General features: G+C 67.2%; 24 protein-coding genes. 5 read left to right on the top strand and 19 right to left on the bottom strand.

What is annotated here, in order from left to right:
* The first annotated feature begins 218 nt into the window (after positions 1-218).
* Both AC5JCN_RS07190 and recQ read left to right on the top strand, forming a co-directional pair.
* Positions 219-590 (top strand): hypothetical protein, encoded by a 372-nt coding sequence (locus AC5JCN_RS07190; protein ID WP_495754356.1) that lies wholly within the window; start codon positions 219-221, stop codon positions 588-590.
* A gap of 106 nt (positions 591-696) precedes the next feature.
* Positions 697-2,508 carry a DNA helicase RecQ gene (gene recQ / locus AC5JCN_RS07185; protein WP_495754355.1) on the top strand — a complete coding sequence of 604 codons (1,812 nt, stop codon included), beginning with the start codon at positions 697-699 and terminating at the stop codon, positions 2,506-2,508.
* Here the strand turns inward: recQ and AC5JCN_RS07180 are convergent, their stop codons facing one another.
* Positions 2,509-3,279, bottom strand: a complete 771-nt coding sequence (locus AC5JCN_RS07180) for an SIMPL domain-containing protein (RefSeq protein ID WP_495754354.1) — start codon at positions 3,277-3,279, stop codon at positions 2,509-2,511. It abuts the gene before it with no gap.
* Positions 3,280-3,457: 178 nt separating this feature from the next.
* Here AC5JCN_RS07180 and AC5JCN_RS07175 point away from each other — a divergent pair, with 178 nt between their 5' ends.
* Positions 3,458-3,580, top strand: a complete 123-nt coding sequence (locus AC5JCN_RS07175) for a hypothetical protein (protein ID WP_495754353.1) — start codon at positions 3,458-3,460, stop codon at positions 3,578-3,580.
* Between the two features lie 103 nt (positions 3,581-3,683).
* Positions 3,684-3,980 (top strand): HlyU family transcriptional regulator, encoded by a 297-nt coding sequence (locus AC5JCN_RS07170; RefSeq protein WP_495754352.1) that lies wholly within the window; start codon positions 3,684-3,686, stop codon positions 3,978-3,980.
* Positions 3,981-4,021: 41 nt separating this feature from the next.
* Here AC5JCN_RS07170 and AC5JCN_RS07165 read toward each other — a convergent pair whose 3' ends face one another.
* The 15 genes from AC5JCN_RS07165 to AC5JCN_RS07095 form a co-directional block, all read right to left on the bottom strand.
* On the bottom strand, positions 4,022-4,669 hold the full coding sequence (locus AC5JCN_RS07165) for an ATP-binding cassette domain-containing protein (RefSeq protein ID WP_495754351.1): 648 nt from the start codon (positions 4,667-4,669) through the stop codon (positions 4,022-4,024).
* Complete coding sequence (locus tag AC5JCN_RS07160) at positions 4,666-6,339, bottom strand: ABC transporter permease (protein ID WP_495754350.1); 1,674 nt, start codon at positions 6,337-6,339, stop codon at positions 4,666-4,668. Before AC5JCN_RS07160 ends, AC5JCN_RS07165 begins: the two co-directional genes overlap by 4 nt.
* Positions 6,340-6,343: 4 nt before the next feature.
* A complete protein-coding gene (locus AC5JCN_RS07155; protein ID WP_495754349.1) occupies positions 6,344-7,552 on the bottom strand; it encodes an ABC transporter substrate-binding protein in 1,209 nt (402 codons plus the stop codon).
* A gap of 113 nt (positions 7,553-7,665) precedes the next feature.
* A complete protein-coding gene (locus tag AC5JCN_RS07150; protein ID WP_495754348.1) occupies positions 7,666-8,217 on the bottom strand; it encodes a pyridoxamine 5'-phosphate oxidase family protein in 552 nt (183 codons plus the stop codon).
* Between the two features lie 10 nt (positions 8,218-8,227).
* On the bottom strand, positions 8,228-9,460 hold the full coding sequence (locus tag AC5JCN_RS07145; protein ID WP_495754347.1) for a Tm-1-like ATP-binding domain-containing protein: 1,233 nt from the start codon (positions 9,458-9,460) through the stop codon (positions 8,228-8,230).
* Positions 9,461-9,642: 182 nt separating this feature from the next.
* Positions 9,643-10,260 (bottom strand): DJ-1/PfpI family protein, encoded by a 618-nt coding sequence (locus tag AC5JCN_RS07140; protein ID WP_495754346.1) that lies wholly within the window; start codon positions 10,258-10,260, stop codon positions 9,643-9,645.
* Between the two features lie 112 nt (positions 10,261-10,372).
* Positions 10,373-10,666 carry a hypothetical protein gene (locus AC5JCN_RS07135; protein ID WP_495754345.1) on the bottom strand — a complete coding sequence of 98 codons (294 nt, stop codon included), beginning with the start codon at positions 10,664-10,666 and terminating at the stop codon, positions 10,373-10,375.
* A gap of 23 nt (positions 10,667-10,689) precedes the next feature.
* Entirely contained in the window at positions 10,690-11,778 is a 1,089-nt protein-coding gene (locus AC5JCN_RS07130) for an ABC transporter ATP-binding protein (protein ID WP_495754344.1), read from the bottom strand.
* Positions 11,779-11,784: 6 nt separating this feature from the next.
* Positions 11,785-12,693 carry a carbohydrate ABC transporter permease gene (locus AC5JCN_RS07125; RefSeq protein WP_495754343.1) on the bottom strand — a complete coding sequence of 303 codons (909 nt, stop codon included), beginning with the start codon at positions 12,691-12,693 and terminating at the stop codon, positions 11,785-11,787.
* A gap of 2 nt (positions 12,694-12,695) precedes the next feature.
* Positions 12,696-13,754, bottom strand: coding sequence for a carbohydrate ABC transporter permease (locus tag AC5JCN_RS07120; RefSeq protein ID WP_495754342.1), 1,059 nt, complete (start codon positions 13,752-13,754; stop codon positions 12,696-12,698).
* A 101-nt stretch (positions 13,755-13,855) separates the two neighbouring features.
* Positions 13,856-15,295: an extracellular solute-binding protein gene (locus AC5JCN_RS07115; RefSeq protein WP_495754341.1), complete on the bottom strand. Its 1,440-nt coding sequence runs from the start codon at positions 15,293-15,295 to the stop codon at positions 13,856-13,858.
* Positions 15,296-15,344: 49 nt separating this feature from the next.
* The gene (locus AC5JCN_RS07110) at positions 15,345-16,436 is read right to left on the bottom strand and encodes an ABC transporter ATP-binding protein (protein ID WP_495754340.1); all 1,092 of its coding nucleotides are present in this window, start codon (positions 16,434-16,436) and stop codon (positions 15,345-15,347) included.
* Between the two features lie 354 nt (positions 16,437-16,790).
* Positions 16,791-17,939, bottom strand: a complete 1,149-nt coding sequence (locus AC5JCN_RS07105) for a Gfo/Idh/MocA family protein (protein WP_495754339.1) — start codon at positions 17,937-17,939, stop codon at positions 16,791-16,793.
* Positions 17,940-17,949: 10 nt separating this feature from the next.
* Positions 17,950-18,999 carry a sugar phosphate isomerase/epimerase family protein gene (locus AC5JCN_RS07100; protein ID WP_495754338.1) on the bottom strand — a complete coding sequence of 350 codons (1,050 nt, stop codon included), beginning with the start codon at positions 18,997-18,999 and terminating at the stop codon, positions 17,950-17,952.
* Between the two features lie 302 nt (positions 19,000-19,301).
* Positions 19,302-19,835 (bottom strand): hypothetical protein, encoded by a 534-nt coding sequence (locus AC5JCN_RS07095; protein WP_495754337.1) that lies wholly within the window; start codon positions 19,833-19,835, stop codon positions 19,302-19,304.
* Positions 19,836-20,050: 215 nt separating this feature from the next.
* Between AC5JCN_RS07095 and AC5JCN_RS07090 the strand changes: the two genes are divergently transcribed.
* Positions 20,051-20,998 carry a ring-cleaving dioxygenase gene (locus AC5JCN_RS07090; protein ID WP_495754336.1) on the top strand — a complete coding sequence of 316 codons (948 nt, stop codon included), beginning with the start codon at positions 20,051-20,053 and terminating at the stop codon, positions 20,996-20,998.
* A 154-nt stretch (positions 20,999-21,152) separates the two neighbouring features.
* Here the strand turns inward: AC5JCN_RS07090 and AC5JCN_RS07085 are convergent, their stop codons facing one another.
* The 3 genes from AC5JCN_RS07085 to AC5JCN_RS07075 form a co-directional block, all read right to left on the bottom strand.
* Complete coding sequence (locus AC5JCN_RS07085) at positions 21,153-21,875, bottom strand: metallophosphoesterase family protein (RefSeq protein WP_495754335.1); 723 nt, start codon at positions 21,873-21,875, stop codon at positions 21,153-21,155.
* On the bottom strand, positions 21,868-22,701 hold the full coding sequence (locus AC5JCN_RS07080; RefSeq protein WP_495754334.1) for a nucleotidyltransferase family protein: 834 nt from the start codon (positions 22,699-22,701) through the stop codon (positions 21,868-21,870). Before AC5JCN_RS07080 ends, AC5JCN_RS07085 begins: the two co-directional genes overlap by 8 nt.
* Before the next feature lie 434 nt (positions 22,702-23,135).
* Positions 23,136-24,449, bottom strand: a complete 1,314-nt coding sequence (locus tag AC5JCN_RS07075) for a nicotinate phosphoribosyltransferase (RefSeq protein WP_495754333.1) — start codon at positions 24,447-24,449, stop codon at positions 23,136-23,138.
* Positions 24,450-24,607: the final 158 nt, after the last annotated feature.

Genomic DNA, 24,607 nt, shown 5'->3' with positions numbered 1-24,607 from the left:
CCGGGCCATCATCGAGATGTCATCTGGGCCGGAAACGCGAGTGGGCGCAAGCCCGGGCTGTAGCTTGCGAGGGAACCTCCTCCATCCCACTTGCCGCAGTTGCGCGGGCGGTGGCTGGAGCGGGGCGCTTTCGCCGCGTTTCGTACACTGGCCGTGCCTGTCGAACTCGCCACGCGGGTCATTCATTTGATGTCGGGGGGCCCTGCAGAGGCAAGGCCATGAGACTCCTGACGCTCCTGGTCGCGGCAACCCTGGCGGCTCCCGCCATGGCCCACGACATCTATTCCAACCTCTACTCGCCCGCCGGCAAGCTGTGCTGCGGGGGCGATCCGGTGACCGGCGATTGCGAAGCCGTAACCTACCGCATGCAGGCGACAGGCGACGTCGAGGTGCAGAGCCGCCGGTACGGCGCAACGGTTCTCGTCTCGCGCGACAAGGTCACCTGGTCCGCCGTGCCCGGCAGCAAGGACGAGGCCCACTGGTGCGGCAAACCGCGGGCCAGCGGCGGGCCGAACTGGCCGGTCCAGTCCGACGACCCCGACCCGTCCTTCCACACTTTCTGCGCCTTCATCGCGCCGGGCGGGGCCTGATCGGCTTACCTTCCCGGGATGCGCGCCGGCTCCGCCTTGTGCCCGTACCGTTCGAAGTGCAGCGTCACCACCTCCGGTCCGAATCGGCCGGTGGTGGAGGCAAGCGTTGGTTCAGGATCCGGTCGAGGCGCTGCGGCGGAGTTTCGGGCATGCCGCCTTTCGCGGGCGGCAGGAGGAGGTCGTTCGCCACGTCGTGGCTGGCGGCGACGCCGTCGTGCTCTTCCCGACCGGCGCAGGAAAATCGATCTGCTACCAGGTGCCCGCCCTGTGCCGGGAGGGTTGCGCGATCGTGGTCTCGCCTCTGATCGCGCTGATGCGCGACCAGGTGGAGGCGCTGCGCCAGGCGGGTGTTCCCGCCGCGGCGCTCAACTCGTCGCTGACGGGCGCCGAGGCCGGCCAGGTCCGGCGCGACCTCGCCGAGGGCCGCCTCAAACTGCTCTACGTCACGCCGGAGAGGCTGGTCACCGACGGATTTCTCGACCTGCTGGAGCGCAGCCGGATCGCCCTTTTCGCCATCGACGAGGCGCATTGCGTGAGCCAGTGGGGCCACGATTTCCGGCCGGAATATCTGCAGCTTGCTCTTCTGGCGACACGCTTCCCCGGCGTGCCCCGCATGGCGCTGACCGCCACGGCAGACCCGCAGACCCGCGAGGATCTGCGGCGGCGCCTCGCGCTCGACACGGCCGAGGTCTTCATCACGAGCTTCGACCGGCCCAACATCCGCTACGAGATCTTCGACCGCGTGAAGCCGAAGCGGCAACTCCTGGACACGCTGGCGCGCCACCGCGGCTCGACCGGAATCGTCTACTGCCTCAGCCGCCGCAAGGTCGAGGACATCGCAGCGTTCCTGAACGGGGAGGGGATCCGCGCGCTGCCCTATCACGCCGGAATGGAACGGGCGGACCGTGACGCCAACCAGGACGCGTTCCGCCGCGAGGAGGGGCTGGCACTCGTCGCCACGATCGCCTTCGGCATGGGCGTCGACCAGCCCTCCGTGCGCTATGTCGCGCATCTCGACCTGCCCGGCTCGGTGGAGGCCTACTACCAGGAGACCGGCCGCGCCGGCCGCGACGGGCTGCCGAGCGAAGCGTGGATGATGTACGGCATGAGCGACATCGTCCGCCGGCGCCAGATGATCGACGAGGGCAACGCCCCGGACGAGGTGAAGCGCATCGAGCGCGGCAAGCTGTCGGCGCTGCTCGGCATCTGCGAGACGCCGGGATGCCGGCGCCAGGCCCTGCTGGCGCACTTCGGCGAGGCACATCCGGGCAGATGCGGAAACTGCGACACCTGCCTTGCGCCGGTCGAGACATTCGACGGCACCGAGGCGGCGCAGAAGGCACTCTCAGCGATCTACCGCACCGGCCAGCGCTACGGGGCCGCGCACGTCATCGACGTTCTGCGCGGCATCGGCTCGGAGAAGGTGCTCCGGGCCGGTCACGACAGCGTGCGCACCTTCGGCGTCGGAGCCGATCTCGGCGAGCAGGCGTGGCAGTCCGTCATCCGGCAGCTCGCAGCCTGTGGCGCCATCCTCGTCGACCATGAGAGCTACGGGGCGCTCGTGCTCGGCGACCCCGCCCGCGCCATCCTGAAGGGCGAGAGCCGCGTGCCACTGCGCCGCGACCGCGTCTTCAAGGCCGAGAGGGTGACGCAGAAGGCCCAGCGCAGCGCGGCGGCAGCGGCGCTGGACGCACCGGCGCAGCGGGTGTTCGAGGAACTCCGGGTCGAGCGCATGACAATCGCCAAGGAGCAGGGCGTGCCGCCCTACGTCGTCTTCCATGACTCCACGCTGCGCGACATGGCAATGTTGCGCCCACGCGACAGGACCGAACTCGCCGCCGTGCAGGGCGTCGGCGAGTCAAAGCTCGAGCGCTATGGCGCGCGCTTCCTGGCGGCGGTTGCCCGCGCGGTCGCCTGATCAGGGCGCGATGGCGTAGGTCACCTGCACCCGCGCACGGATCGCGACCTCTCCGCCCTCGATCGGGACAGGCGGTGCCGCGTCGGCCGCCATCGCCATGCGCGGCTGCGCGAATTTCGGCTCGGGGAAGCCGAACGCCTCCTCGCCCACGGCGCGCAGGGCGCCGAGCTTGACCCCGCCCGTCTCGGCATAGAGCTGCGCCTTGCGCATGGCCTCCTTCATGGCGCGCTTGCGTGCCTCATCCTGCAGGCCGCCGCGCTCGGCGAGGCCGAAATTCAGGCCGCGCAGTTCGTTGGCGCCCGAACCGACGCTCTTGTCGAGCAGGGTCCCGAGCTTCGACAGGTCGCGGACCCGCACCGTGACGGTGTTGCTGGCGCGGTAGCCCGCGAGCTTGGGGGGCTGGTTGTTGCGCATTGGCTCGTAGCGGGGATCGAGCGACAATCCGCTCGTCTGCAGGTCGCGGCTTTCGATGCCGTCCTTCTTCAATCCATCGATGACCGCCGTGAGCGCCTGCGAGTTCGCCTGCAGCGCCGCGGCGGCGGTGGCACCATCGGCGACGACGCCGATGCTGACGTCCGCCATGTCGGGCGCGGCGGTCACCTCACCCTCGCCGGTGACCGTGATCAGGCCGGGAGCCTGCGCCGGTGCCGGCGCATCCTGCGCCAAGGCCGTTCCGGCAGTCCCCGCAGCCGCTGCCCCGAGCGCCGCGGCGAGCAGCATCTGCCGCGCCAACCGGCCGTGGCGGAGGTCTTGGATCACGGTCCCCATCATCTTCGTCGTCCTCGCAAGCCGGATGCCCCGGCCGCCGCGAGGGTAACCGCAATCGCGGCTTTATTCCGGCGGGTCTGCAACCTGTGGACGGGTTTGCAGCATCTGCTCCAAACCAATGCAGATTAAAGCAAAGTTCGCCCCGTCCGGCTAACGTGTCTCCCGGGGAGACACTTCTGGAATGCCTCGCGCGACACGCCAGACGAGCCATCTGACGGGACGTTGGTTCGCCGTGCTCGGAGGTCTCGGCCTCGGCCTCATCCTCGTAGGCATCGCTGCCATGGCGTACGCCCTGGCGGGCTGACGCCCTCCGCAGCGCCTGGAACGATCCGCCTCTGCGCAGTGGTGAGCGCAAGTCCGCCCCGCTATGATGGCCCCGAACAGGGAGCCGCAGACGCGGAGGAATGATGGCGTCGTTTCTGAAGTCGTTGCTCGGGTCCGTGATGGGTGGAGGCTGGTCCGGAACTGGCCCCGCGCCCGAGGAGGCGACGGAGTACAATGGCTACCGGCTCTACGCGACGCCCTTCAAGGACGAGGGCCAGTACCGGACGGCCGGGCGCATCGAGAAGGATTTCGACACCGGCGTGAAGGAACACAAGTTCATCCGGGCCGAAAAGCACGCGAGCCTCGACGAGGCGCAGGACTTCTCCCTCAACAAGGCCCGGCAGATCGTCGACCAGAACGGCGACCGGATTTTCTCCTGAGTCACGCCCGGGGCGCGGCGGCCGCGAGGCTGCGCTTCATGTCACTGGCCATCTCCAAGCGAGACTACCGGACCTCCTGCGGCCTCCGCGTCCTCGGCATCGTGGCTGACGAGGATCGCGGGGATGTCGCGCGCGCGCAGGGCCTCCAGGACGAAGCTCCGGAACCGGCCGCGGAGGTCCGGGTCGAGCGCCGCGAAAGGTTCATCGAGAAGAAGCGCCCGTGGCTCGGCCACGAGGGCCCGCATCAGTGCGACACGGGCCTTCTGGCCTCCGGAGAGGGTGGCGGGGTCGCGCGGGCCGAAGCCTGCGAGGTCCGCCGCCGCGAGCGCTTCCTCGACGACACGTGCCCGTTCGCTTCGGCCGCGAACCGAACCGGCGAGGCCGAACGCCACGTTCCCGGCCACGCTGAGATGCGGGAACAGCACACCGTCCTGCATGATCAGTCCGATCCGGCGGCGCTCGGGAGGAAGATGGTCGACCCGGCTGTCTCCGAGCCACACCTCTCCGGCCACGGTGAAGGCGGGCGCCGCAGTCCCAGCGATCGCCGACAGGAGCGTCGACTTCCCTGCGCCGCTTGGACCCGTCACTGTCGCCACGACGCCGGGCGGAACGACGAGGTCGAGGGACGCCAGCGTCCGCGCTCCCAACGACACTGAAAGGCGGCGAAGCTCGAGTGTAGGGGGGGTCAATGCTGCATTCCCCGGCGATGGCGGAAGAGGAACGCCGGAATGAGTGCGGCCGATACGAAGCCGAGGAAGGGCATGGCGGCCTGGGCCAGGCCGTAGGCCGCCGCCACCCGGCGGTCACCGCTGCCCGCGAGCGCGACGGCTTCCGTGGCCAGCGTCGCCACCCGCCCCCCGCCGACCAGCAAGGTGGACAGGTATTGCGCAAGGCTCACGGAAAAGCCGAGCGCGAGTGCTGTCGCAAGTGGCCTCGCCAGGACCGGGAACCGGACGAACAGCAGGCGCGCGACGGGTCCATATCCCATCGAAGCCGCCACTGCGTCGTACCGCGGATCGAGGCGCCGCCAGGGGTCGGCCAGCGACAGAGCGACGTACGGGAGTACGAATACGAGATGCGCGATGACGACGCCGGCAAGCGGAGCCTCGATGCCGGCTGCGAGCAGGGCGCTTCGAAGCCCCGCAAGAAGCCCGATGTCCGGCAGCAGCAGCGGCAGATAGAGCAGAGGAAACCAGCTGGCCCCGGGTTCCGAACGCCGCTCGCCTTCAAGGAACGCGATGGCAAGCGCGAGTGAGAGCCCGGCGACGAGCAGAGCCAGCATCGCCGTCCCACCCGAGAGCGGCAGGAGCTCTTCCTGCCTCGTCCACACGGAAAGGCCGAAACCTTCCGGAACAAGGGAGGGAAAGGTCCACCGGGTAGCGAAGGACCAGACCGCGAGGCTCGCCAGGGCGGCGGCAGCGGAGGCGGACAGCAGGAGGGCGAGTGCGACCGCGGCGCCCCGGAAGCCCGCATCTCCCATCTGCCGCCTGCCCGCAAAGGCGGCGCGCCGTGCCACCCGGCCGCACAGCGCTTCTCCGGCGAGCCATGCGAGAAGGGCCGTGCCCGCCACGAGGACGACGCCCAGGGCGGCCGCCGCTGCGACGAAACGAAGTGACAGGTCCGGGTCTGCGCCGAGCCTCACGGCCTCCACTGCGAGGGGAGCCGGACCTATCGGGCCCAGGATCCGAGCCATGTCCACGGCCGAAAGCGAATATGCGAGCACAACCAGCACGGGTAGCCTGAGCAGCCGGTAGAGCCCGGGCCACACGGTGTGCAGGAAGGCGCTAAATGGCCCGTAGCCCAGGGAGCGCGCCACCGCGACGCAACGATCCGCGTCCAGCCGGGGCAACGCTGCCAGCGCCATCAGCAGCAGGAACGGCGTTTCCTTCACCACCAGCCCGGCGATCATGGCGAGGCCTGCCGGGTCATTGACGATCAGGAGGTCGGGCGGCCGGTCCCACCCCGTCGCCCAGGGCGACAAAGCGCGCGCGACCAGCCCGGAGGGTGCAAGCAGGAACGCGAAGCCGAGGGCGAATGCGGCATGAGGCAGCGCCAGGATCGGCGACAGGGCCCGCCGCATCCAGGCGAATGCCGGCGTGCCCCACAGGCCGGCACACAGGAGCAGCGTCGCGGCGAGCGACAGGACGGTGGAGGCGAGCCCGATCCAGGCCGTCAGGAGGATGGAGCGGCCGATCCCGGGTTGGCTGGCGAGATCCCGCCAGGGGTCAAGCGAAAATGACGTGCCGCCGAGGGCGGGCCACCAGCCGAAGGCGGGCAAGAGCGTGGCCGTCAATCCGGCAACGACCGGCAGGCCGACGGCGGCCAGGGCAGGCAGGCGCAGGACCAGAGACGCTTTCACCGGGTCAGCTTGCGCCGTAACGACGCCGCCACTCCATGCTCGCGAGAGTCATCCAGCCCGGATGCGGCTCGGGCAGCACGGGTCCCAGCTGTTCGGGCCGGACCCCGGCAGGCCCGGGATCGACGGCCGCGAACCATTTTCTTTCCCCGGGCGGAAGGGCGGCGACGTCGAGCACGGTCAGGGCGCCCCACACGGCCGGGTCCAGCTTGCGCGCCTGTGCCTCCGGCGAGAGCAGGAAGTCGGCCACCACCATGGCGGCCTCGGGGCTGGCAGCGTTGAACGGGATCGCCACGAAGTTGGCGTTGCCAAGTGTGCCGCCGTCCAGCGTCCAGACGCGAACGCCTGGAGCGAGCTCGCCGGACGTGACGGAGGCGGCGGCCTCTGCCGGGTCGAACGAGAGGCCGATCTCCACCTCGCGGTCGGCGACCAGCCGCCGCAGAGCGGCGCTGTCGGCGGGGTAGGCCCGGCCCTTGCGCCACAGGTTCGGGCGCGCTTCGTCGAGCCAGCTCCACATGGGCGCGAGCGCGGCCTCGGCATCCGGACCCGGAGCGGCCTGGAGCCTGCCTGGATCCGGCGTCCGGGTGATCAGCACCTGCTTCAGGAAGGTCGCGCCGAGAAAGTTCGAGGCATCGGGATAGGTGAAGCGCCCGGGATTGGCGCGGACCCAGGCGAGCAGATCTGCGATGGACCGGGGCGGCGAGGGCAGGGCGGCCAGGTCCGCGTAGAACACCAGCTGCGCCATGCTCCAGGGTGACTCATATCCCTCCACCGGCACCGTGAAGTCGCTCGCCAGCCCGGGCTTACCCTTGCGATCCAGCCATTTGGCGTTGGGCAGGCCGTCGGCCCACTCACCCAGCAACAGGCCCTTCTCCTTCATCGACGCGAAGTTTGGGCCGTTGATCCAGACGAGGTCGACGCTTCCGTCGCGGGTGCGTCCTGCGGTCTTCTCGGCGAGCACGGCCGAGACGGCGCTGGCGGTGTCCGTCAGCTTCACGTGCACGATCTCGACGCCGAAGCGCTCCTTCGTCTGCCGTCCCGCCCAGGCGATGTAGTCGTTGATCCGCGGTTCCCCGCCCCAGGCGTTGAAGTACACGGTGCGCCCCCGTGCCTGACGCAGGATCCCGGCCCAGTCCGTGGCGGAGGCACGAACGGGCCCAAGCCCACTCAGGGCGAAGAGGGAGGCGGCAGCGAGGAACTGGCGGCGACTGGGCATGCGTGGCTCCGGACGACCGGACAGGACCGGCCTGAGCGGAACCTAGGGTGGAGAGGTACCCATGGCCAGAGCAGGGTGCGCTGTGGGCGGCCGCTTTCCGACTACACTGCCGGTCAACCCGGCGTTTCGCCCCAGCCGGTCGGCAGGCCATCGATGCTTTCGCGATTGTGCTCGTCCCGGTAGGCAGCCGCGCCTTCCGGGCCTTTGGCCTGCCAGTACTTCTGCAGCGTGTCGCGTTCGCTCACCAGCTTCATTTCGGGCACGGCGTAGCCGCAGGAAGTCTGCGCCTGCGCGACCGAGATGCGGATGAACTGGCGCAGGCCCGTGTAGGCAGGAAACAGCGCGGCGAGGTCGCGGCCCTCCGCGCCGTCGGCGGGCACCACCCGGCCATGGCCGAACAGCCGCAGAATGCGGGCGTTGCGGGTGAACGAGCAGAACATCACCGTGATCCGGCCGTTCTGCCACAAATGCGCTGCCGTCTCGTTGCCGCTGCCGGTCATGTCGAGGTAGACGACCTCGTTCGGCCCGAGCACGCGGAACGTGTCCATGCCCTTCGGGCTGATGTTGACGCGGCCCTCGTGCGGCGCGCTGGCGACGAAGAACACCGGCTGGTCCTCGATGAAGGCGCGCAGCTTGTCGTCGATGCCGTCGTAGAACTCGGCCATCTCGTTTCCCTCACGCCGTCGCGGCGGCGCCCGTGTCGCCCAGCGCGTCGCGGGTCTCGGCCGCGAGGGCCTCCGCGAAGCGCGGGTCGTTGATATGCAGCGGCAGCCTGATCAGCCTGCGCCGCGCGGTCTGCACCAGCGTCTTCTCGATCGCGTCGAAGAGCGCGGCGTCCGCGACCGGATCGTGGAACGCCTGGCCCGCGGCGTCCAGCGCGGAAACTCCTCCTTCCGGGATGAGCAGCCGCACGATCCCGTCATGGCGGTTCAGCTTGCCCGCAATCCAGGTCCCGATGGCCGTGTTTTCCTCGGGGGTCGTGCGCATCAAGGTGACGTTGGCGTTATGGACGTGGAAATGCCGCCCGGCATAGCGCGGCGGCACGGTCTCCGGGCCCCAGAAGTTGACCATGTCGATGGCGCCGAGGGAGCCGATCCAGGGTGTCCCCGTGCGCGCGCAGGCCTCGAACCGATGCGGGCCGGCGGTGCAGACGCCGCCCAGCAGGTGATCCGCTGCCTCGGTCGTCGTGACGTCCACCACGGCCGCGACCAGTCCGGCATCGACGAGCGATTCCAGCGCGAGCCCGCCCTTGCCGGTGGCGTGAAAGACGAGGCAGTCGTACCGATCCTCGAGAAGCCTGTTGAGCTCCAGCACGCAGGCGGTGGTCACGCCGAACATGGAAACGGCCAGGGCCGGCCGCTCGTCCGCCTTCTCCGGCACCGGGTTGAGCAGCATGCCGGCGAGCGCGTGCGCGGCGTTCGCCAGCACTTTTCGCGACAGCCTGTTGAGCCCGGCGATGTCGGTGACCGGGAACACCATGGTGATGTCGGTGAGCCCGACATAGGGCGACACGTCGCCCGCCGCCAGGGTCGAGACGAGCACCTTCGGAGTGCCGATCGCCAGCGCCCGCATCGCGGGTGCGATCATCGTGGTGCCGCCGGAGCCGCCGAGGCCGATGATGCCGCCGAGATCCTCGCGGGAGGCGATGTAGAGCCGCAGTGCCTCGCCCATGGCGGTCACGGCCAGGCCGCGGTCTCCCGCCTCGAAGACGGCCGACGCGCCGTCCGGGTGGTGCGCGGCCAGCGCGTCCGCCGTCACCTCGGCGGCGGCGCCGCGCCCCTGCGTGCTGATGTCGACCCTGACCACCCGCAGCCCGGCGGCCGAAAGCAGCCCTGCGACGTAGTCGAGCTCGGCACCCTTGGTGTCGAATGTGCCGACGACATAGACGGCCTTGCCGTCGCCGCTCATGGGGACGCTCCTTGTTTCAGCGACTTGAACGGGCGTGGGCGCCTGACCGCGGCCGGCCTTGCGAGCAACGCGAAGCAATCCATGGCTGCTCGCCTTTTATGGCGGTTGCCAGGATTGCTTCGTCGCTGCGCTCCTCGCAAAGACGCTCGTGCCAGACCGGCCCGGGGGCCGGTCAGCTCGTTTCAGGACGCGGCGCCGCGCAGCTGGACGGGCTCACTGTGGTCGATGCGCGTTCCCAGCACGTTCAGGCACTCGCGCATGAAGGCGGCAAGCCCTGGCCAGCCCTTGGCGGAGACGAGGTTGCCGTCCACATGCGCACCGTTCGGCGGCACGTCGACATAGATACCACCGGCGAGGCGCACCTCTGGCTCGCAGAACTCAAGCGCCGCGCAGCGCTTGCCCTTGAGGACCCCGTCAACCGCCATCAGCACCTGCACACCGTGGCAGATCGTGAAGATCGGCTTCCCGGTCTCGTGGAAGTGGCGGACAATGGCCTGCACCTTCGGGTTGATGCGGATGTATTCCGGTCCACGACCGCCTGCCGAATAGACGGCGTCGTAGTCGGCCGGGTTGACGTCGTCGAACGTCTTGTTGAGCGTGTAGTAGTGGCCCAGCTTCTCGGTATAGGTCTGGTGCCCCTCGAAGTCGTGCAGCGAGGTCTGGATGTTCTCGCCGGCCTTTTTGCCGGGGCAGACCACGTGAACCGTGTGCCCGACCGCATGCATCGCCTGCTCGAAGACGAAGATTTCGTATTCTTCGCTGAATTCCCCGGTCAGCATCAGGATCTTCTTGCCCGGCATCGCACTTCTCCTTGTCGTTGTTCCGTCCGTCTGTGCGGACGTCCTGGGTGGCCGCCATGCGGCCCGATGGGCGGTCTCGCCGCCCGGTTCCTGCGCCGGGGGAGGCGGGCTGTCAGCCGCCCTGCATGCTGCGCAGATAGACGCCGTAGAGCAGGGCGGACCCGATCGCGACCGCCACGACCACGAAGAAGATGCCCAGCACGATCAGCCCGACCCGGATCACGCCGGAGAGCGGATAGCCCGGTTCGCACAGCGGGAGGAGGTTGTTGATCAGCCCGGCGACGACGACGAGCACGCAGCCGATGCTGAACAGCGTGAGGTTGAAGGGCTGGAATATGAGCAGCAGGGCGAGAACGCCGAGCCCGATGATCCCGTATTCCAGCCGCGTCGCGGTGCGGACGGACATGCCGCCCTTTGGTGTGGCCCCACTCATGAGCGCACCGCCTTTCCGCCCTTGTCGAACACATGGGTCTGGCGCGGGTCGCAGCGCAGATGCACGACCTCGCCGATCTTCATCCGCCGGTCGCGCGGCACGACGACACGAAGGTCCTGACCGGCCGCGCCGCGCGCATGCACCAGCGTCTCCGCGCCCATCGGCTCGATGAGCTCGGTGGTGGCGACAATGGTGTCGCCGGCCGCCGCATCCGCCACGCTGAAGGCGCGCGGGCGTATGCCGATGGTGACGTCGGATGCACCGAGACGGGTTGCGGCGGGATCGACCTGAAGCCGGATCTCCTCGCCGCCGACGTTCAGCACGGCCTTGCCGTCCTGCACCGAGAGCAGCTTCCCCGTGATCAGGTTCATCTGCGGCGTCCCGATGAAGCTGGCCACGAAGACGTTGGAGGGCTTGGCGAACACGTCGTGCGGCGAGCCCAGCTGCTCGATGATGCCCTCGCGCATGATGGCGATGCGGTCGGCCATGGTCAGCGCTTCCAGCTGGTCGTGCGTCACGATCACGGTCGCCTTCGAGAGCCCCGACAGCACCTCCTTGATCTGGCTGCGCATGGATTGGCGCAGCTCGACGTCGAGGCGCGACAGCGGCTCGTCGAAAAGGAAGCAGTTGGGGTCCCGCACGATGGCACGCGCCACCGCGACGCGCTGCTTCTCGCCTTCCGAGATCTGGCCGGGAAGGCGGTCGAGCACCTCACGCAGATGCAGGATGTCAGCGACCTTGCCCACCCGCCGCTCGAGTTCGTCGGCGCTCGGGCGCTCGTAATGGAGGGGAAAGGCGATGTTCTGGCGAACCGTGAGGGCGGGGTAGAGCGCGTAGAACTGGAACACCATGGAGATGTCCCGGTCCTCCGGCTTCAGGTCGTTCATGCGCCGTCCCGCGATGGTCACATCGCCGGCGGTGGCGCGCTCCAGGCCCGCGATCATGCGCAGCGTCGTCGTCTTGCCGCAGCCGGAGGGACCGAGGAGGCAGACCACCTCGCCCGCGGACACGGACAGGTCGACGTCACGCACGGCGGTGAAGCTGCCGAAGCGCTTTGTGAGTTTCTTGAGTTCGATCGTCGACATGGCGTCTCAGCGCTTGATGGTGCCGAACGTCACGCCGCGCAGCAGATGGTTCTGCAGAGCAAAGGTGACGACGATGACAGGGATGAGGAACAGCGTCTCGATGGCGGCGAGCAGACCCCAGCGCACGCCGATGTCGCCGCCGATGGTCTGCGCCATCGCGACTGGCACCGTGCGCGTCTCCACGCCCGTCAGCAGCAGCGCGAACAGGAACTCGTTCCAGGTGAGGATGAGGCCGAACACGGCGGTGGCGGCGAGACCCGCCTTTACCTGCGGCAGGCAGATCTTGAAGAACACGCGCCTGTCCGTCGAGCCGTCGAGGCGGGCGGCGTCCTCCACGTCCGGCGAAAGCTCGTCGAAGAAGCTCTTCATCATCCAGATCGTGAAGGGCAGGTTGAACGCCGTGTAGAGCAGGATGATGCCGGCGTAGGTTCCCGAAAGTCCGACGATGCGGAACATCAGGAAGATCGGGATGATCACCACGATCGCCGGCAGCATGCGCGTCGTCAGGATGATGAAGAGGTAGGTGTCGTTCCCCTTCAGCGGATAGCGCGAGAAGCCGAACGCCGCGAGCGTGCCGATGATCAGCGCCAGCAGCACGCTGGTCCCGGCGATGAAGATCGAGTTGAAGAAGTAGAGGCTGAAGCCCGTGTCCTGCGCCGCCGCCCCGGTGGAGTAGGCGCGGCTGAACACGTTGATGAAGTTCTCCAGCGTCGGCGTGAAGAAGAAGCTCGGCGGCACCGCCAGCGCATCGTTGTGCGTCTTGAAGGCGGTGAGGATGATCCACAGCACCGGGAAGAAGTAGATCAGGCTGATGACCCCGGCGAGGACCGTCCAGCCCCAGCCGGCTTCGCCCACGCCATGCTGCCGCTGCAGGCCGAGGCGTTCGAGGATGGTCTGGTCTGCGCTGTCGGCCATGGTCACGCTTCCTTGGCCCGCCGGTTGGCGAGGTAGAGGTACAGGTTGGTCAGCACGATGACCGTGAAGAGCAGGATGTAGGCGAGGGCGGTCGACTCGCTGGTCTTGAAGTACTGGAAGGCGACCCGGTAGACGTAGACCGCGATCGTCTCCGTCGACGTTCCCGGCCCGCCATCGGTCAGCAGGAACACCACGTCGAACAGCTTGAACGCCTCGATGGTGCGAAACAGCAGCGCCAGCATCAGCAAGCCGCGGATGTAGGGGAAAGTGATCGACCAGAAGCGCCGCCAGGACGAGACGCGGTCGATCGCGGCCGCCTCATAGAGGTACTTCGGCACGCTCACGAGGCCCGCGAGCACCAGCAGCATGACGAAGGGCGACCACATCCACGCATCGGCGAAGACGATGCCCGCCATCGCGCCCTGCGTCGTCTTGAGCAGGATGTAGGGCTCGCCCGTGAACAGGCGCACCGCCTGGCTGAGCAAGCCGAAGGTCGGCTCGTAATAGTAGCGGAAGAAGGCACCCACCGCGACGAAGGACAGCATCATCGGCGTGAGCACGAGGATCAGCAGGTAGCGCCGCAGCGGGAACTGCTTGGCGAAGAGCATGGCCAGCAGGAAGCCGATCACCATCTGCAGCGTGACCGTGAGGATCACGAGGATCGCGGTCGTGTGCAGGCGCTCCCAGACGACGGGGTCGGTGATGACCTTCTGGTAAAAGTTGAGGCCCGCAAAAGTTGGCGGGGCGGCTCGGTTCGCGCGGTAGTTGAAGAAACTCAGGCCAAACGACCACAGCAGCGGGAAAATGTTCATCACGAAGAGCATCGCGATGGCCGGTGCCACGAGAAGCCCGCCGGTGTGGCGGCCCCACGCGTTCACGACCAGCGACAGCGCGACGAGCGTGACGGCGGCTCCCGTCACCCAGAACGAAGCTGCCGGCGGAAGGGTCGCGATGGCCACCACGCTGACGACGATGGCGACGAGAAGGGCGAGCCGCCAGTTCGACCAGCGAAGCGATAGAAATGCCGGCGCCGGTGGAGCCGTCCGGAGTGTATCGGTCATGAATCAGCTGTCCCGAGCCGCTGCTGGACCGGCGCCCTGCGTGGGCGCCGGGAACATGGTGAGAAAGGCCGCGCGGACACCTGCCGCGCGGCCTGCAGTCATCACTCGATGAGGCCGTTTTCCTTCAGGAGCTTCTCCTGGAAGTTGGCGATGGTATCGAGCGTCGCCTTGGCGTCCTGCTGGCCCGTGATCGCCTTGTCGAACTGCTCCTGCTGCTGCACGAGGAGTTCGTAGAACACCGGCACGTGCCAGACGTCCTTCTGCCAGTCGAGCTGCGGCGCCCAGGCACGGTTCCAGGGACGGAACGTGTTGTAGGCCGGGTCAGTATACACCGACTTGATCGCGCTCTGGCCGCCGGCCTTCGCGAAGGAGATCTGGACGTCCTTGGACAGCCACCACTTCACGAAGTCCAGGGCTTCCTTGTTGGTCTCGTCGGTGTTCCAGGTCATCAGCACGAAGGGCTGCCCGCCGATGTTGTTCCAGCGGGTGATCTTGCCGTCCGCACCGCGCACGCCCGGGGTCTGGGCGAAGGCGATCTTGTCGACGACCTTCGACGTGGACGGGTTGATCGAGCTCTCGGCGAAGCCGATCCAGTTGATGTTCGAGGCCGTCTTGCCCTCGCGCCAGAGCTCGTCGGTCTTGAAGATGTCCATCGAGCCCGTCTTCACCACCGGCGGCATGTACTGCAGAAGCCGCAGGTAGTTGTCGAGGCCCTTCACGGACGCCTCGGAGTTCACCTGTCCGATGGCCTTGCCCTTGGGTGCCTTGGTCTCGTCCCAGATGTCTCCGCCGTACTGCCAGACGAAGCCGTTCACCTGCATCGACGAGAAGTCGTAGGCCTTGCCGGCCTGGTAGGAGATTCCGTAGAAGTCGTCGTCGAGCGCCTTGCCGGCGAGCTGCTCGCCCTTCTTGCGCTGGAAGAACTTCCCGAAGTCCTCGTACTGCTTCCAGTCGACGTTATCCATCTCCTCCGGCGTGCAGGGGAGCTTGTAGTTGAACTTCGCCTGGAAGTTCTTCTGCTCCGTTTCGTCGCAGAAGATGTCCTTGCGATAGTAGTTCACGAGGATGTCAGGGAACTGCGGGAACCCGTACAGGTTGTCGGACTTGTAGGGATAGGTGGAGTAGGCGTTCTTGACCGCAGGATGCAGCTCCTTGAAGACCTCCTGCAGGCCCGGGTCGGCATCCACGAACTTGTTGATCTTGAGGTAGTAGCCACCCTCGATGAAGGCGCCGAGCCACTGGCTGTCCGAAACCGCCATGTTGTACTTCTTCTCGCCCGAGGTGAGCGAGGCGGCGAGACGGGTGTAGTAGTCGGGCCAGGGAATGAAGTCCGGCTCGAGGCGGACGGTGTTGCCGCTCGGAGCCTTGTAGTTCTTGTCGGCCAGTTCCTTCATGATGCGGGTCGGCGGCCAATCCGGCACGGCCATGCGCAGCACGATTTCCTTGGCGGATGCCGGTGTCATCGCCGCGCCTGCGGCGGTCAGGAGAGCCGCGGTGGCCGTCATCGCGGCTGTCACGTAGAGTCTCGTCTTGCGTGCCATGGGTTGCTTTTCCCTCCCTGGATGGACCCCGTTTCCGTCCCGGAACCGTTCAGAGCATTGCCGAACCGTCCTGGGCACGGAAAACGTGGATCTTCGCCGGATCGATGACGACCGGAAGGTCGTCGCCCGGCTTGAGATGCGCCGCCTGCTGCTCCGGCAGCAGGATGCGCAACGCCGTGTCGCCGCTCTCCAGTGACACGACGGTCACGTCTCCGAGCGGCTCGATGAGGTGAATGCGGCTCGCTACGGCGCTCTCGCCGGGGCTGGCCACGCGGATGTCGCTGGGCCGGATGCCGATCAGCGCCTGCTCCCCGCCCTGGGCGGAGGCACGCGGCCGCGGCAGGCCGAAGGAGCCGAAAGCCGTCTGAACGCTGGCGCCGCCCGCCCCGACGGAGCCCTTCACCACGTTGATGGTGGGCGAGCCGATCTTTGACGCGACATAGAGGTCGGACGGCTGCAGATAGAGCTCGTCGGGAGTGCCGCGCTGGACCACGTGCCCGTCGCGCATCACGGCGATCTCGTCGCCCATGGACAGGGCCTCGAGTTCGTCCGGCGTGGCGTAGACGATCGTCATGCCGAACTGCCGGTGCAGCCGCTTCAGCTCGGCCCGCATCTCGTGGCGCAGCTTGGCGTCGAGATTGGTGAGAGGCTCGTCCAGCAGCAGGATGCGCGGCCGGCGGATCAGGGACCGCCCCAGCGCGACACGCTGCTGCTCGCCGCCGGACAACGTGTTCGGCTTGCGCTCCAGCCTGTGCGAAAGCCGCAGCATCTCGGCCGTCTCGCCGACACGCTTCTTGATCTCGGCGGCAGGCACGCCGCTCTCCTTGAGCGGATAGGCGAAGTTCTGCGCGACCGTGAGGTGGGGATAGAGCGCGAAGGACTGGAACACCATCGACACGCCGCGGCTCATGATCGGCGCAGCCGTCATGTCGACACCGCCGATCTCCACGCGGCCCGAATCCGGGATCACGAGGCCCGCAATGGTCCTGAGGGTCGTGGTCTTGCCGACGGAGCTTGGACCAAACAGCGCGAAGAAGCGTCCCTCCTCGACCTCGAACGAAAGGTCACGCAGAGCGGTCACGCGGCCGTAAGCCTTCGTCACCTTCTGCAATCGGAGCGCGAACTTGCCGCCTGGCTGCATCCTGATGTGTCCTCCCCGAACACCTCAACCCTGGATCATCGACTGGCCGGTCTTGTTGCCGGGCTTTACGCCTCTTCACGGGCGCGGGACGGGATTAGAACTGTGTTTCTTCCCAAGCGCAAGTCGAAGTCCCTCTCTCCCAAGAGATTTCTGTGTTGCGGTACGCCCATCAGGATTTGATGCACAGCAATCAGCCGCAATGCAACTTTCCTGCATTTCACGCAAGTGCTGCTTCGGAACGCCGGACGCTACTTTACACCAGTTCTTCGAAGCTTGTTCTTGCTGCATTGCAGCAATGCCTGCGAGGAGCAAAGAGGACCGGTCGTGAGCCGGCCCCTGGGTCCCTCGACCCGGCTAGCCCTCCGACACGTCCTCCCATTTCCGGGATGCGGCCGAGGCCAGAACGGCGTCGGTCACCCGGTCGGTCGCCAGCGCGTCGCGGAAGGTGGGGGCGGCTGGCTTGCCGCTTTCCAGCCCCTTAATGAAGTCGGCGACCTGATGGATGAAGGTGTGCTCGTAGCCGATCTGCAGGCCCGGCACCCACCAATGCTTCATGTAGGGATGGTCGCCGTCGGTGATGTGGACGGACCGCCAGCCGCGCAGCGGACCCTCGTCCTTGTGGTCGAAGAAGGAGAGGCGATGCAGGTCGTGCAGGTCCCACGCGATGGAGGCGTGCTCGCCATTGATCTCGAGCGTGTAGAGCGCCTTGTGACCGCGCGCATAGCGCGTCGCTTCGAACAGGCCCAGCGAGCCGTTTCCGAAACGGGCAAGGAAGGCGCTGGCATCGTCGATGCCCACCTTCTCCTTCTTGCCGGTGAGGACGTGCTGGCGCTCCTTGATGAAGGTCTCGGTCATGCCGGAGACACAGTCGATCCCGCCGTTCAGCCACATCGCCGTGTCGATGCAGTGCGCCAGCAGGTCCCCCGTCACGCCGCTGCCCGCGACGCCCGCGTCGAGCCGCCAGAGGCCTGCGCCGCCTTGCGGCAGGTCGGCCGATATCGTCCAGTCCTGCAGGAACTGCGCCCGGTAGTGGAAGATCTTGCCAAGCCGGCCGGAGGCGACGATCTGCTTGGCCATCGTCACTGCCGGCACCCGCCGGTAGTTGTACCAGACCATGTTGGCCACGCCGGCCACCTCGACGGCCTTCGTCATGGCCTCCGATTCGGAAGCGTTGCGGCCCAGCGGCTTCTCGCACATCACCATCTTTCCCGCCTTGGCGGCAGCGATGGCGATCTCGAAATGGGTGTCGTTGGGGCTGGCAATGTCGATGACGTCGATGTCCTTGCGGTCGACGAGCTTGCGCCAGTCCGTCTCGGCGCTCTCATAGCCCCACTGGTCGGCGAAGGCGTCGATCTTTGCCCTGTCGCGGCCACAGACCGCCTTCAGGACCGGCCGGTGCTGAAGGTCGAAGAAATGGCCGACCTGGCTGAAGGCGTTCGCGTGCGTGCGGCCCATGAAGCCGTAGCCGACGACGCCGATGTTGAGAGGCTTCTTCGCGCTCATCGGTCCGCCCTCACTGCTGCCAGCCATGGGCGTCGCGCACGGCGACCATGGCTCCCAGGATATCGGTCCACGTTTGAGGATCGCGCATCACCGTGTTGGGGAACATGCAGCCATCCCAGCAGATGTGCTGGAATGCCTTGGTGAGGTTGCCGTTGCCGTCCCGCAGCCAGTAGCCGGCGTGGCGGGCGATATCGAGCTTGCCGTTCGGATCCTTCGGCAGGCAGTGCCGGCCGGTCTTGTCGTGATAGCCGAGCCCCTTCACCGTGCCGTCATTCTGGGCGACGTGGAAGTCGGTCGTCCAGGGCCGCAGCGCGTCCGTCATCTCCTTGATGGCAGCGTCCAGCACCTTCGGGTCCTTCCAGTCATAGCCTTCGGGAAGGATCCGGTTGCTCTCGGCGTTGTAGCCCATCGTGTACAGCAGGGTGTGGGCCATGTCGGCCTGGAAGCCTAGCGTCTTCGGCCGGTCCACCATCTGAAGCAGCTCCACCATGTGCTTCCAGCCGTGCATGCCGCCCCAGCAGATCTCACCCTCCGCGGCCAGGCGCTCGCCATGCTCCTCGGCGATGTCGCAGGCCCGGCGGAAGGTGTCGGCGATCTTGCGCTGGCTGGCGACGGCATCGGCGTCCCACGCCTCCACCCCCGTCGAGGAATCGATACGCACGAGGCCGTAGGGGCGTACCCCAAGCTCCTTCAGCGCCTTGCCGATGCGGCACGCCTTGCGCACCTGGGTGAGAAACCGGTCGATTTCCTCGGGCGAGCCCATGGCCGAGCCGCCTCCGGTAGGCGGCCACACCGGCGCGACCAGTGATCCGATGGCGAAACCGTAGCCGCGCACCTTGTCAGCCAGCTTCTGCAGGTCCGCGTCGGTGGAATCGATGCTGACATGGGGGTCGGAGACGAAAAGGTCGACGCCGTCGAACTTCTGGCCGTTCACGTTGGCCGCGGCCGTGAGGTCGAGCATCTCGTCGAGACCGATGCCGGGCTCGCTGTCCGGGCCCTTGCCGACGAGGCCGGGCCACATTGCATTGTGCAGTTTGGGATACGTGTTCGTGTGCGCCACGTCGGACCGTCCTTCTGCCGTTTCCTCACGGGGACGGTCCCGCCGGCCGAGGCCGAGTGGCCGTCCTTGGACCCGTTTTGGGTCTTGCCGCAGGCAGCCGATCGCGTTGCGTCGGCCATCTCTGGCGGCGCTTCATGAATGCATGAATTCGGTGCGCTGTGAACCGCCTTTGAGGTGCGCCGCTCAGCGGAGCAGCCTGGGCCGTGCAACCCGCAGGCGCGCAACATGTCCGGCAGCCTGACGATAAGAAAAAGGCGGCGTGGAGATCCACGCCGCCCCAATCTTCAATTCGACAAAGGCCGTCAGCGGCGGCGGGAGCCGCCGATCAGCATGCCCACGCCGAACGCGATGCTGAGTGCCAGGAGCGGGTTGGACTTCACATAGTCGACCACGGCACCGCCCGTATTGGCGGCCACGGCGCGGGCCTGGTTGGCCGTGTCGCGGGCCTGTGCGGCGAGGTCGTCGCTGGAATGCCCGGTGAGACGCTCGGCGCCGGAGCGGAGTTTCTCGGCCCCCGCCTCGAGCGAGGAGCGGACGCTGGAGACCGTGTCCTGGACACGCTCGCCGATAGCATTGGACGGGTTGCCACGCTCGTCGAGCGCAAGGGTGGCCTCATCGTCGAGGATGGACGTGACGCGCTCGAACTCCTCGCCCATCACGGCGACACGGACCACGTAGCCAGCGGCCGAGGATCCCGAGCGGGAGCCTTCCTCGATCTTGACCCGGTCGGCGCCAAATCCGGCGCTGCGAAGGTTCTCGGTGGCCTTGTCTGCGGCACGCCGCGTTGCGAAGAAGGCCGTGACGTCGCGGTGCTCGCCGCTCTCCTGCATGGACATGCTGCATCCCTCCGGTAACGAGTTGCGAAGTGGCGCGCGCCGGCGCGGTTCGGCATGACAACCCTACGGCCCTGTTCGAGTTCCATCGGCCCGCTCTGCGCGAACCGGCTTCGCACACCGAGTTTGCGTTCGTGCAAGCGGTAGCCGGAGGCCTTGCGCATGGCGCAACAGGCGGGCGAACCTACATCAGGGCCACTTCCCTGGAGGATAAACCCATGAAGCTCCTCGGCCTGCACCACGTGACCGCCGTCTCGGCCGATGCACCCGGCAACCACGCCTTCTACACCGGCCCGCTCGGCATGCGGCTCGTGAAGAAGACCGTGAACCAGGACGACCCCGGCGCCTACCACCTCTTCTATGCCGACAAGGAGGCGACGCCCGGCTCCGACCTCACTTTCTTCGACTGGCCGGTTCCGCGCGAGACCCGCGGCACGAACAGCATCTCCCGCACGGCCCTGCGCGTCGCGGGGGAGGGCGCACTCGCCTGGTGGTCCGACCGCCTGAGGGAGCATGGCGTCACGCCCGCGCCGATTGTCGAGCGCGACGGGCGCGCGACGCTCGACTTCGAGGATCCCGAGGGACAGCGCCTGTCGCTCGTCGACGACGGCGGGGCAGGCAACGCCCATCCGTGGGAGAAGAGCCCGGTTCCGGCCGATCGCCAGATCCGCGGGCTTGGGCCGGTGACGCTCACCGTCCGCGACCTCGGGCGCCTGCACCTCGTGCTCACCATGGTGATGGGAATGGAGCCCGTGCGCGAGTACGACGACCCCGAGGGCTCCGGCCAGAAGGCGCGGGTCTACGCCATGGGCGAAGGCGGCCCGGCCGCCGAGGTCCACGCCATCGAGCGCCGCGACCTGCAGGAGGCCCGCCAGGGCGCCGGTGCCGTCCACCACGTCGCCTTCCGCACGCCGGACGAGGCCGAGTACCATGGCTGGGCCGAGAAGCTGAAGTCGATGGGCATCCCCAACAGCGGCGAGGTCGACCGGTTCTGGTTCCAGAGCCTCTACTTCCGCGAGCCCAACGGCATCCTGTTCGAGATCGCGACGGACGGCCCCGGCTTCGCGGTCGACGAACCCGCCGACAAGCTCGGCGAGAAGCTGGTGCTGGCCCCATTCCTGGAGCCCCACCGCGCGACGATCGAAGCCGCGCTGAAGCCGCTCTAGGCCAGGCTTCTCCTGGATAGAAGGTGTGCGTGTCATCCCGGGCGCGCCGCGGCGCGAAGCGGTGCCGACCCGGGATCAAGGACCACGACGGACGGAGAGCCTGGATCCCGGCTCTCCGCTTCGCTGCGGCCGGGATGACGAGGCATGTATCGACCTACAACTCGACGATGGCCCAGGGCTTTCCCGTGGGCTTCTCGATAGCGTAGGCGACGTTGTAGACGGGGATCCCCGCCGGCGTGGCGCCTTCGAAGGTGCCGCGATGAGCGTGGCCGTGCACGACGGCGCCGACCTTGAAGCGGTCGATCGTCTCGGCGAGGCGCGAGCAGCCGAGGAAGGGATAGATCTCCAGCGGCTCGCCCACCACCGTCGCCTCGACCGGCGCGTAGTGGAGGATCACCATGGCCCGGCGGCTGCGAACCTGCCGCAGGGCGTTCTCCAGCAGCATGGCCGACTGCGTAGCCTCGCCGACGAAACTCTTCACGGCCGGCTCGCCGAACGAGCCCAGCATGCGCCGCCCGAAGCCGCCGCCGAAGCCCTTCACCCCGACGAAGCCGACGCCCTTCACTTCGGTTGTCTGCCCTTCCAGCAGCATCACGCCGCGGTCGCGCAGGATGGCGGAGACGTGCTCGACGGCGCCGCATTCGTAGTCGTGGTTGCCGAGCACGGCGATGACCGGGATCGAGCAGGCGCGCAGGTCCTCGGCCAGGATCTCCGCTTCGCGCGGCTTGCCGAGGTCGGTGAGGTCGCCCGTCAGCACCAGCACGTCGGCGTCCCGCGACACCTCCGCGAAGAGGTCACGGTGCTGCCCGGGTGCGCCTTCCTTGGCATGCAGGTCGCCTATGGCGGCGATCCGGATGCGCTCGCCGCCGTCACTCATTGCGCCACTCGCCCTCGCCGCCGACGTCCGCGAAGCCCCATTCGCGCACGTCGATGTCGTAGTCGATGCGCGAGAACATGCGCCCGCGGCACACCTTCATCTGCGGCGGCGGCAACTCGCGCTGGCTCGAGAGCCGATCGAGCAGCTCGTCCATAAGCCAGCGCGGAACGCGGTCGCGCTCGGTGGGATAGATCCAGCGGAAGTTGAGGAGGTGGGTGAGCAGCACCTCCCAGTGCAGCTCCATGTAGGCGAGCAGCTGGTGCCAGTCGATCTGGTCGTGCGCCTTCAGGATCGTGTGCACCACGTCCGCGCCGTCATAGCGGTGGCGCAGCTGGATGAAGCATTTGGAGTAGACCAGCTCGGTCGGCCCGACGATGAGCACCGAGTGCCCCATCGCCTCGCTGCGCCTGGCGTGCTCGAACCATGTGTCGCCGATCGGCATCGTCCCGTTGGACGAGGCGAAGATGACGTCGAAGAAGTGCTGGCCCTTGTAGACCTTGCCCAGCCAGCGCTCATCCTCGATCTCCACCGCGTAGCCGAGCGACTGGAAGTGCGCGAGAATGCGCTGGTAGTCCCCCGCCTTGCAGAAGACGTCGAGGTCCTTCGTCGGACGGCTGATGCCCGTGTAGGCGCTGAGCGCGTAGGTCCCGGCGAGCAGGAAGGGGAAACCGGTCGCCGTCAGCTCCCGAATGGCTTCCGTATAGAAGCCTTCCGCCTCGGGATGATGCAGCGTCGGGATCGCCTTTGGCTCGATCGTGGCGTGGGGCGCCGGCTGCGCGGCGGCTTTCGGCAGGCTGGGATCGGTGGTCGCGTCGGTCGTGGCCATGTCCGGTCTCGCTCAGCCGCCCTTGCGGCGGGCGATCAACCGGGCAGGGGCATCGCGGGTTCCTTAGGAGCGTGCGTCTGATCGAGCGCTTGCGGAAGCTCGGAAGATCTGCGCGCACCAATCAAGAATTCAAAGTACGAAATCAAAGAAGAAGTAAACCATAAGAAAAAATATTGGAATTTTAAATAGAATCTGTAGTATGAACAAATCGTTTCTATCTTGCTTATCGTATCGCCACCAGTAACTCGACATATAATCAGATCTCTTTGTGCGAGTGGCAGCCAGATAGTATACGAAACTGCGCACGCAATACAGAATCAGATTTCCAACCAACACGAAGAATACGAGCGAAAGAATTTGCATTGTGAGAAAAATATATGATCGATGTATAACGACCTATTATATAGTCTCATGATCTAACCTAGGCAAGTACGTCACACCCGCACGTCGCGCGCCACGACACCCTCCTCGCCGAAGACGCGCCGATACCGCTCGATCGCCTCACGCGGGCCGGACGCCTTGGCGCGGTTGTCGGACAGCTTGACGGCAGGGCGGCCGTTCACCTCGGTTACCTTGCAGACGAGCGAGATGGCGTCGAGCCGTCCGTCGTCTCCGGCCGGGATGCAGCCCCGGAAATCATTGGTGAGGTTGGTGCCCCAGCCGAAGGACAGGTTCACCCGGCCGGTGAACCGGCGCACGGCCTCCTCGATCGTGTCCACGTCCATGCCGTCGGAGAGGATGATCAGCTTCTCGCGCGGATCCTCGCCGCGGCTCTTCCACCAGGCGATCAGCTCCTCGGACGCTTCCAGCGTCGGCTTGGAATCCGGCCGCGCGCCCTTCCACTTCGCCACCCAGTCGGGCGCGCCGGCCAAGAAGCGCGTCGTGCCGTAGGTGTCGGGCAGCACGACCAGCAGGTTACCGCCGTAGAGCTGCGCCCAGTCCTCCAGCACGGCGTAGGGAGCCCGGCGCAGCGCCTCGTCGCTGTCGGCCATGGCGGCATAGGCCATGGGCAGCTCGTGAGCATTCGTGCCGATGGCCTCGAGTCCGAGATCCATCGCCATCTTCACGTTGGAGGTGCCGATGAAGTCCGGCCCGAGGGCGTCCTTCATGGCCTCCACGCACCAGCGCTGCCACAGGAATCCGTGACGGCGGCGGGTGCCGAAGTCGGCGATCTTGAACGGGCCCTCGTCGCGCAGTGCGTTCAGCCGCTGCGCCTTGCGCCAGGCCTTCGCCTTGGCCTGCGCGTAGAGGATGTCGAGTTCCAGCCGGCTCATCGGCCGCATGACAGCACGGGCGCGCAGCTCGTTCAGGATCGACAGCGCCGGGATCTCCCAGGCGGTCGTCTCGCACCACGGGCCCTCGAAGCTCAGCTCGAACTGCCCGTCGACGACGCGCAGGTCGTAGTCCGGCAGCCGGAACTCGGCGAGCCAGGCGAGATAATCGGGCGAGAAGATCTGGCGCACGCCGTAGAATGTGTTGCCGGCAAGCCAGATCAGCTCGTTCTTCTGCAACCGAACAGTGCGTGCATGGTCCAGCTGCTCGCGCAGCTCGCGTTCGTCGATCATCTCGGCGAGGCGCACCCTGCTGCTGCGGTTGATGACGGAAAACGTCACGCGCACGGTCGGATGCAGGGCCCGGATCATCTGCTGCATCAGGAGCTTGTAGAAGTCGTTGTCGAGCAGCGTCCGCACCACCGGGTCGATGTGGAAGGTGTGGTTGTAGACGCGTGACGCGATGTCGAGGGTCATGCTGCGGGTCCGGGACGGCCCGTCTCGGAACCGCCCGGCCACAATCTACGCTGCCGCGCGCTTTTCAAGGGGGCGCGCCTGCGAAACCGGAGCGCCCGCCCAGCGCCTCATTCCCGTGACGTGATGTCCGGGCCGCAGCGGAACCGGGCGGCAGCTGC

The organism is Alsobacter sp. (assembly GCF_059501845.1).
Note: the sequence above shows the minus strand (reverse complement) of the source record. Positions and strands in the feature narration are given on the sequence as shown.

What these genes read in the sequence shown, in the direction of transcription:
- AC5JCN_RS07085 (WP_495754335.1), bottom strand. Translation starts at nt 21,875, where the DNA reads ATGAGTGACGGCGGCGAGCGCATCCGGATCGCCGCCATAGGCGACCTG.
- AC5JCN_RS07140 (WP_495754346.1), bottom strand. Translation starts at nt 10,260, where the DNA reads ATGCCGGGCAAGAAGATCCTGATGCTGACCGGGGAATTCAGCGAAGAA.
- AC5JCN_RS07080 (WP_495754334.1), bottom strand. Translation starts at nt 22,701, where the DNA reads ATGGCCACGACCGACGCGACCACCGATCCCAGCCTGCCGAAAGCCGCC.
- AC5JCN_RS07095 (WP_495754337.1), bottom strand. Translation starts at nt 19,835, where the DNA reads ATGTCCATGCAGGAGAGCGGCGAGCACCGCGACGTCACGGCCTTCTTC.
- AC5JCN_RS07180 (WP_495754354.1), bottom strand. Translation starts at nt 3,279, where the DNA reads ATGATGGGGACCGTGATCCAAGACCTCCGCCACGGCCGGTTGGCGCGG.
- AC5JCN_RS07120 (WP_495754342.1), bottom strand. Translation starts at nt 13,754, where the DNA reads ATGACCGATACACTCCGGACGGCTCCACCGGCGCCGGCATTTCTATCG.
- AC5JCN_RS07090 (WP_495754336.1), top strand. Translation starts at nt 20,051, where the DNA reads ATGAAGCTCCTCGGCCTGCACCACGTGACCGCCGTCTCGGCCGATGCA.
- AC5JCN_RS07125 (WP_495754343.1), bottom strand. Translation starts at nt 12,693, where the DNA reads ATGGCCGACAGCGCAGACCAGACCATCCTCGAACGCCTCGGCCTGCAG.
- AC5JCN_RS07135 (WP_495754345.1), bottom strand. Translation starts at nt 10,666, where the DNA reads ATGTCCGTCCGCACCGCGACGCGGCTGGAATACGGGATCATCGGGCTC.
- AC5JCN_RS07110 (WP_495754340.1), bottom strand. Translation starts at nt 16,436, where the DNA reads ATGCAGCCAGGCGGCAAGTTCGCGCTCCGATTGCAGAAGGTGACGAAG.
- AC5JCN_RS07155 (WP_495754349.1), bottom strand. Translation starts at nt 7,552, where the DNA reads ATGCCCAGTCGCCGCCAGTTCCTCGCTGCCGCCTCCCTCTTCGCCCTG.
- AC5JCN_RS07145 (WP_495754347.1), bottom strand. Translation starts at nt 9,460, where the DNA reads ATGAGCGGCGACGGCAAGGCCGTCTATGTCGTCGGCACATTCGACACC.
- AC5JCN_RS07170 (WP_495754352.1), top strand. Translation starts at nt 3,684, where the DNA reads ATGGCGTCGTTTCTGAAGTCGTTGCTCGGGTCCGTGATGGGTGGAGGC.
- AC5JCN_RS07075 (WP_495754333.1), bottom strand. Translation starts at nt 24,449, where the DNA reads ATGACCCTCGACATCGCGTCACGCGTCTACAACCACACCTTCCACATC.
- AC5JCN_RS07130 (WP_495754344.1), bottom strand. Translation starts at nt 11,778, where the DNA reads ATGTCGACGATCGAACTCAAGAAACTCACAAAGCGCTTCGGCAGCTTC.
- AC5JCN_RS07105 (WP_495754339.1), bottom strand. Translation starts at nt 17,939, where the DNA reads ATGAGCGCGAAGAAGCCTCTCAACATCGGCGTCGTCGGCTACGGCTTC.
- AC5JCN_RS07150 (WP_495754348.1), bottom strand. Translation starts at nt 8,217, where the DNA reads ATGGCCGAGTTCTACGACGGCATCGACGACAAGCTGCGCGCCTTCATC.
- AC5JCN_RS07190 (WP_495754356.1), top strand. Translation starts at nt 219, where the DNA reads ATGAGACTCCTGACGCTCCTGGTCGCGGCAACCCTGGCGGCTCCCGCC.
- AC5JCN_RS07175 (WP_495754353.1), top strand. Translation starts at nt 3,458, where the DNA reads ATGCCTCGCGCGACACGCCAGACGAGCCATCTGACGGGACGTTGGTTC.
- AC5JCN_RS07115 (WP_495754341.1), bottom strand. Translation starts at nt 15,295, where the DNA reads ATGGCACGCAAGACGAGACTCTACGTGACAGCCGCGATGACGGCCACC.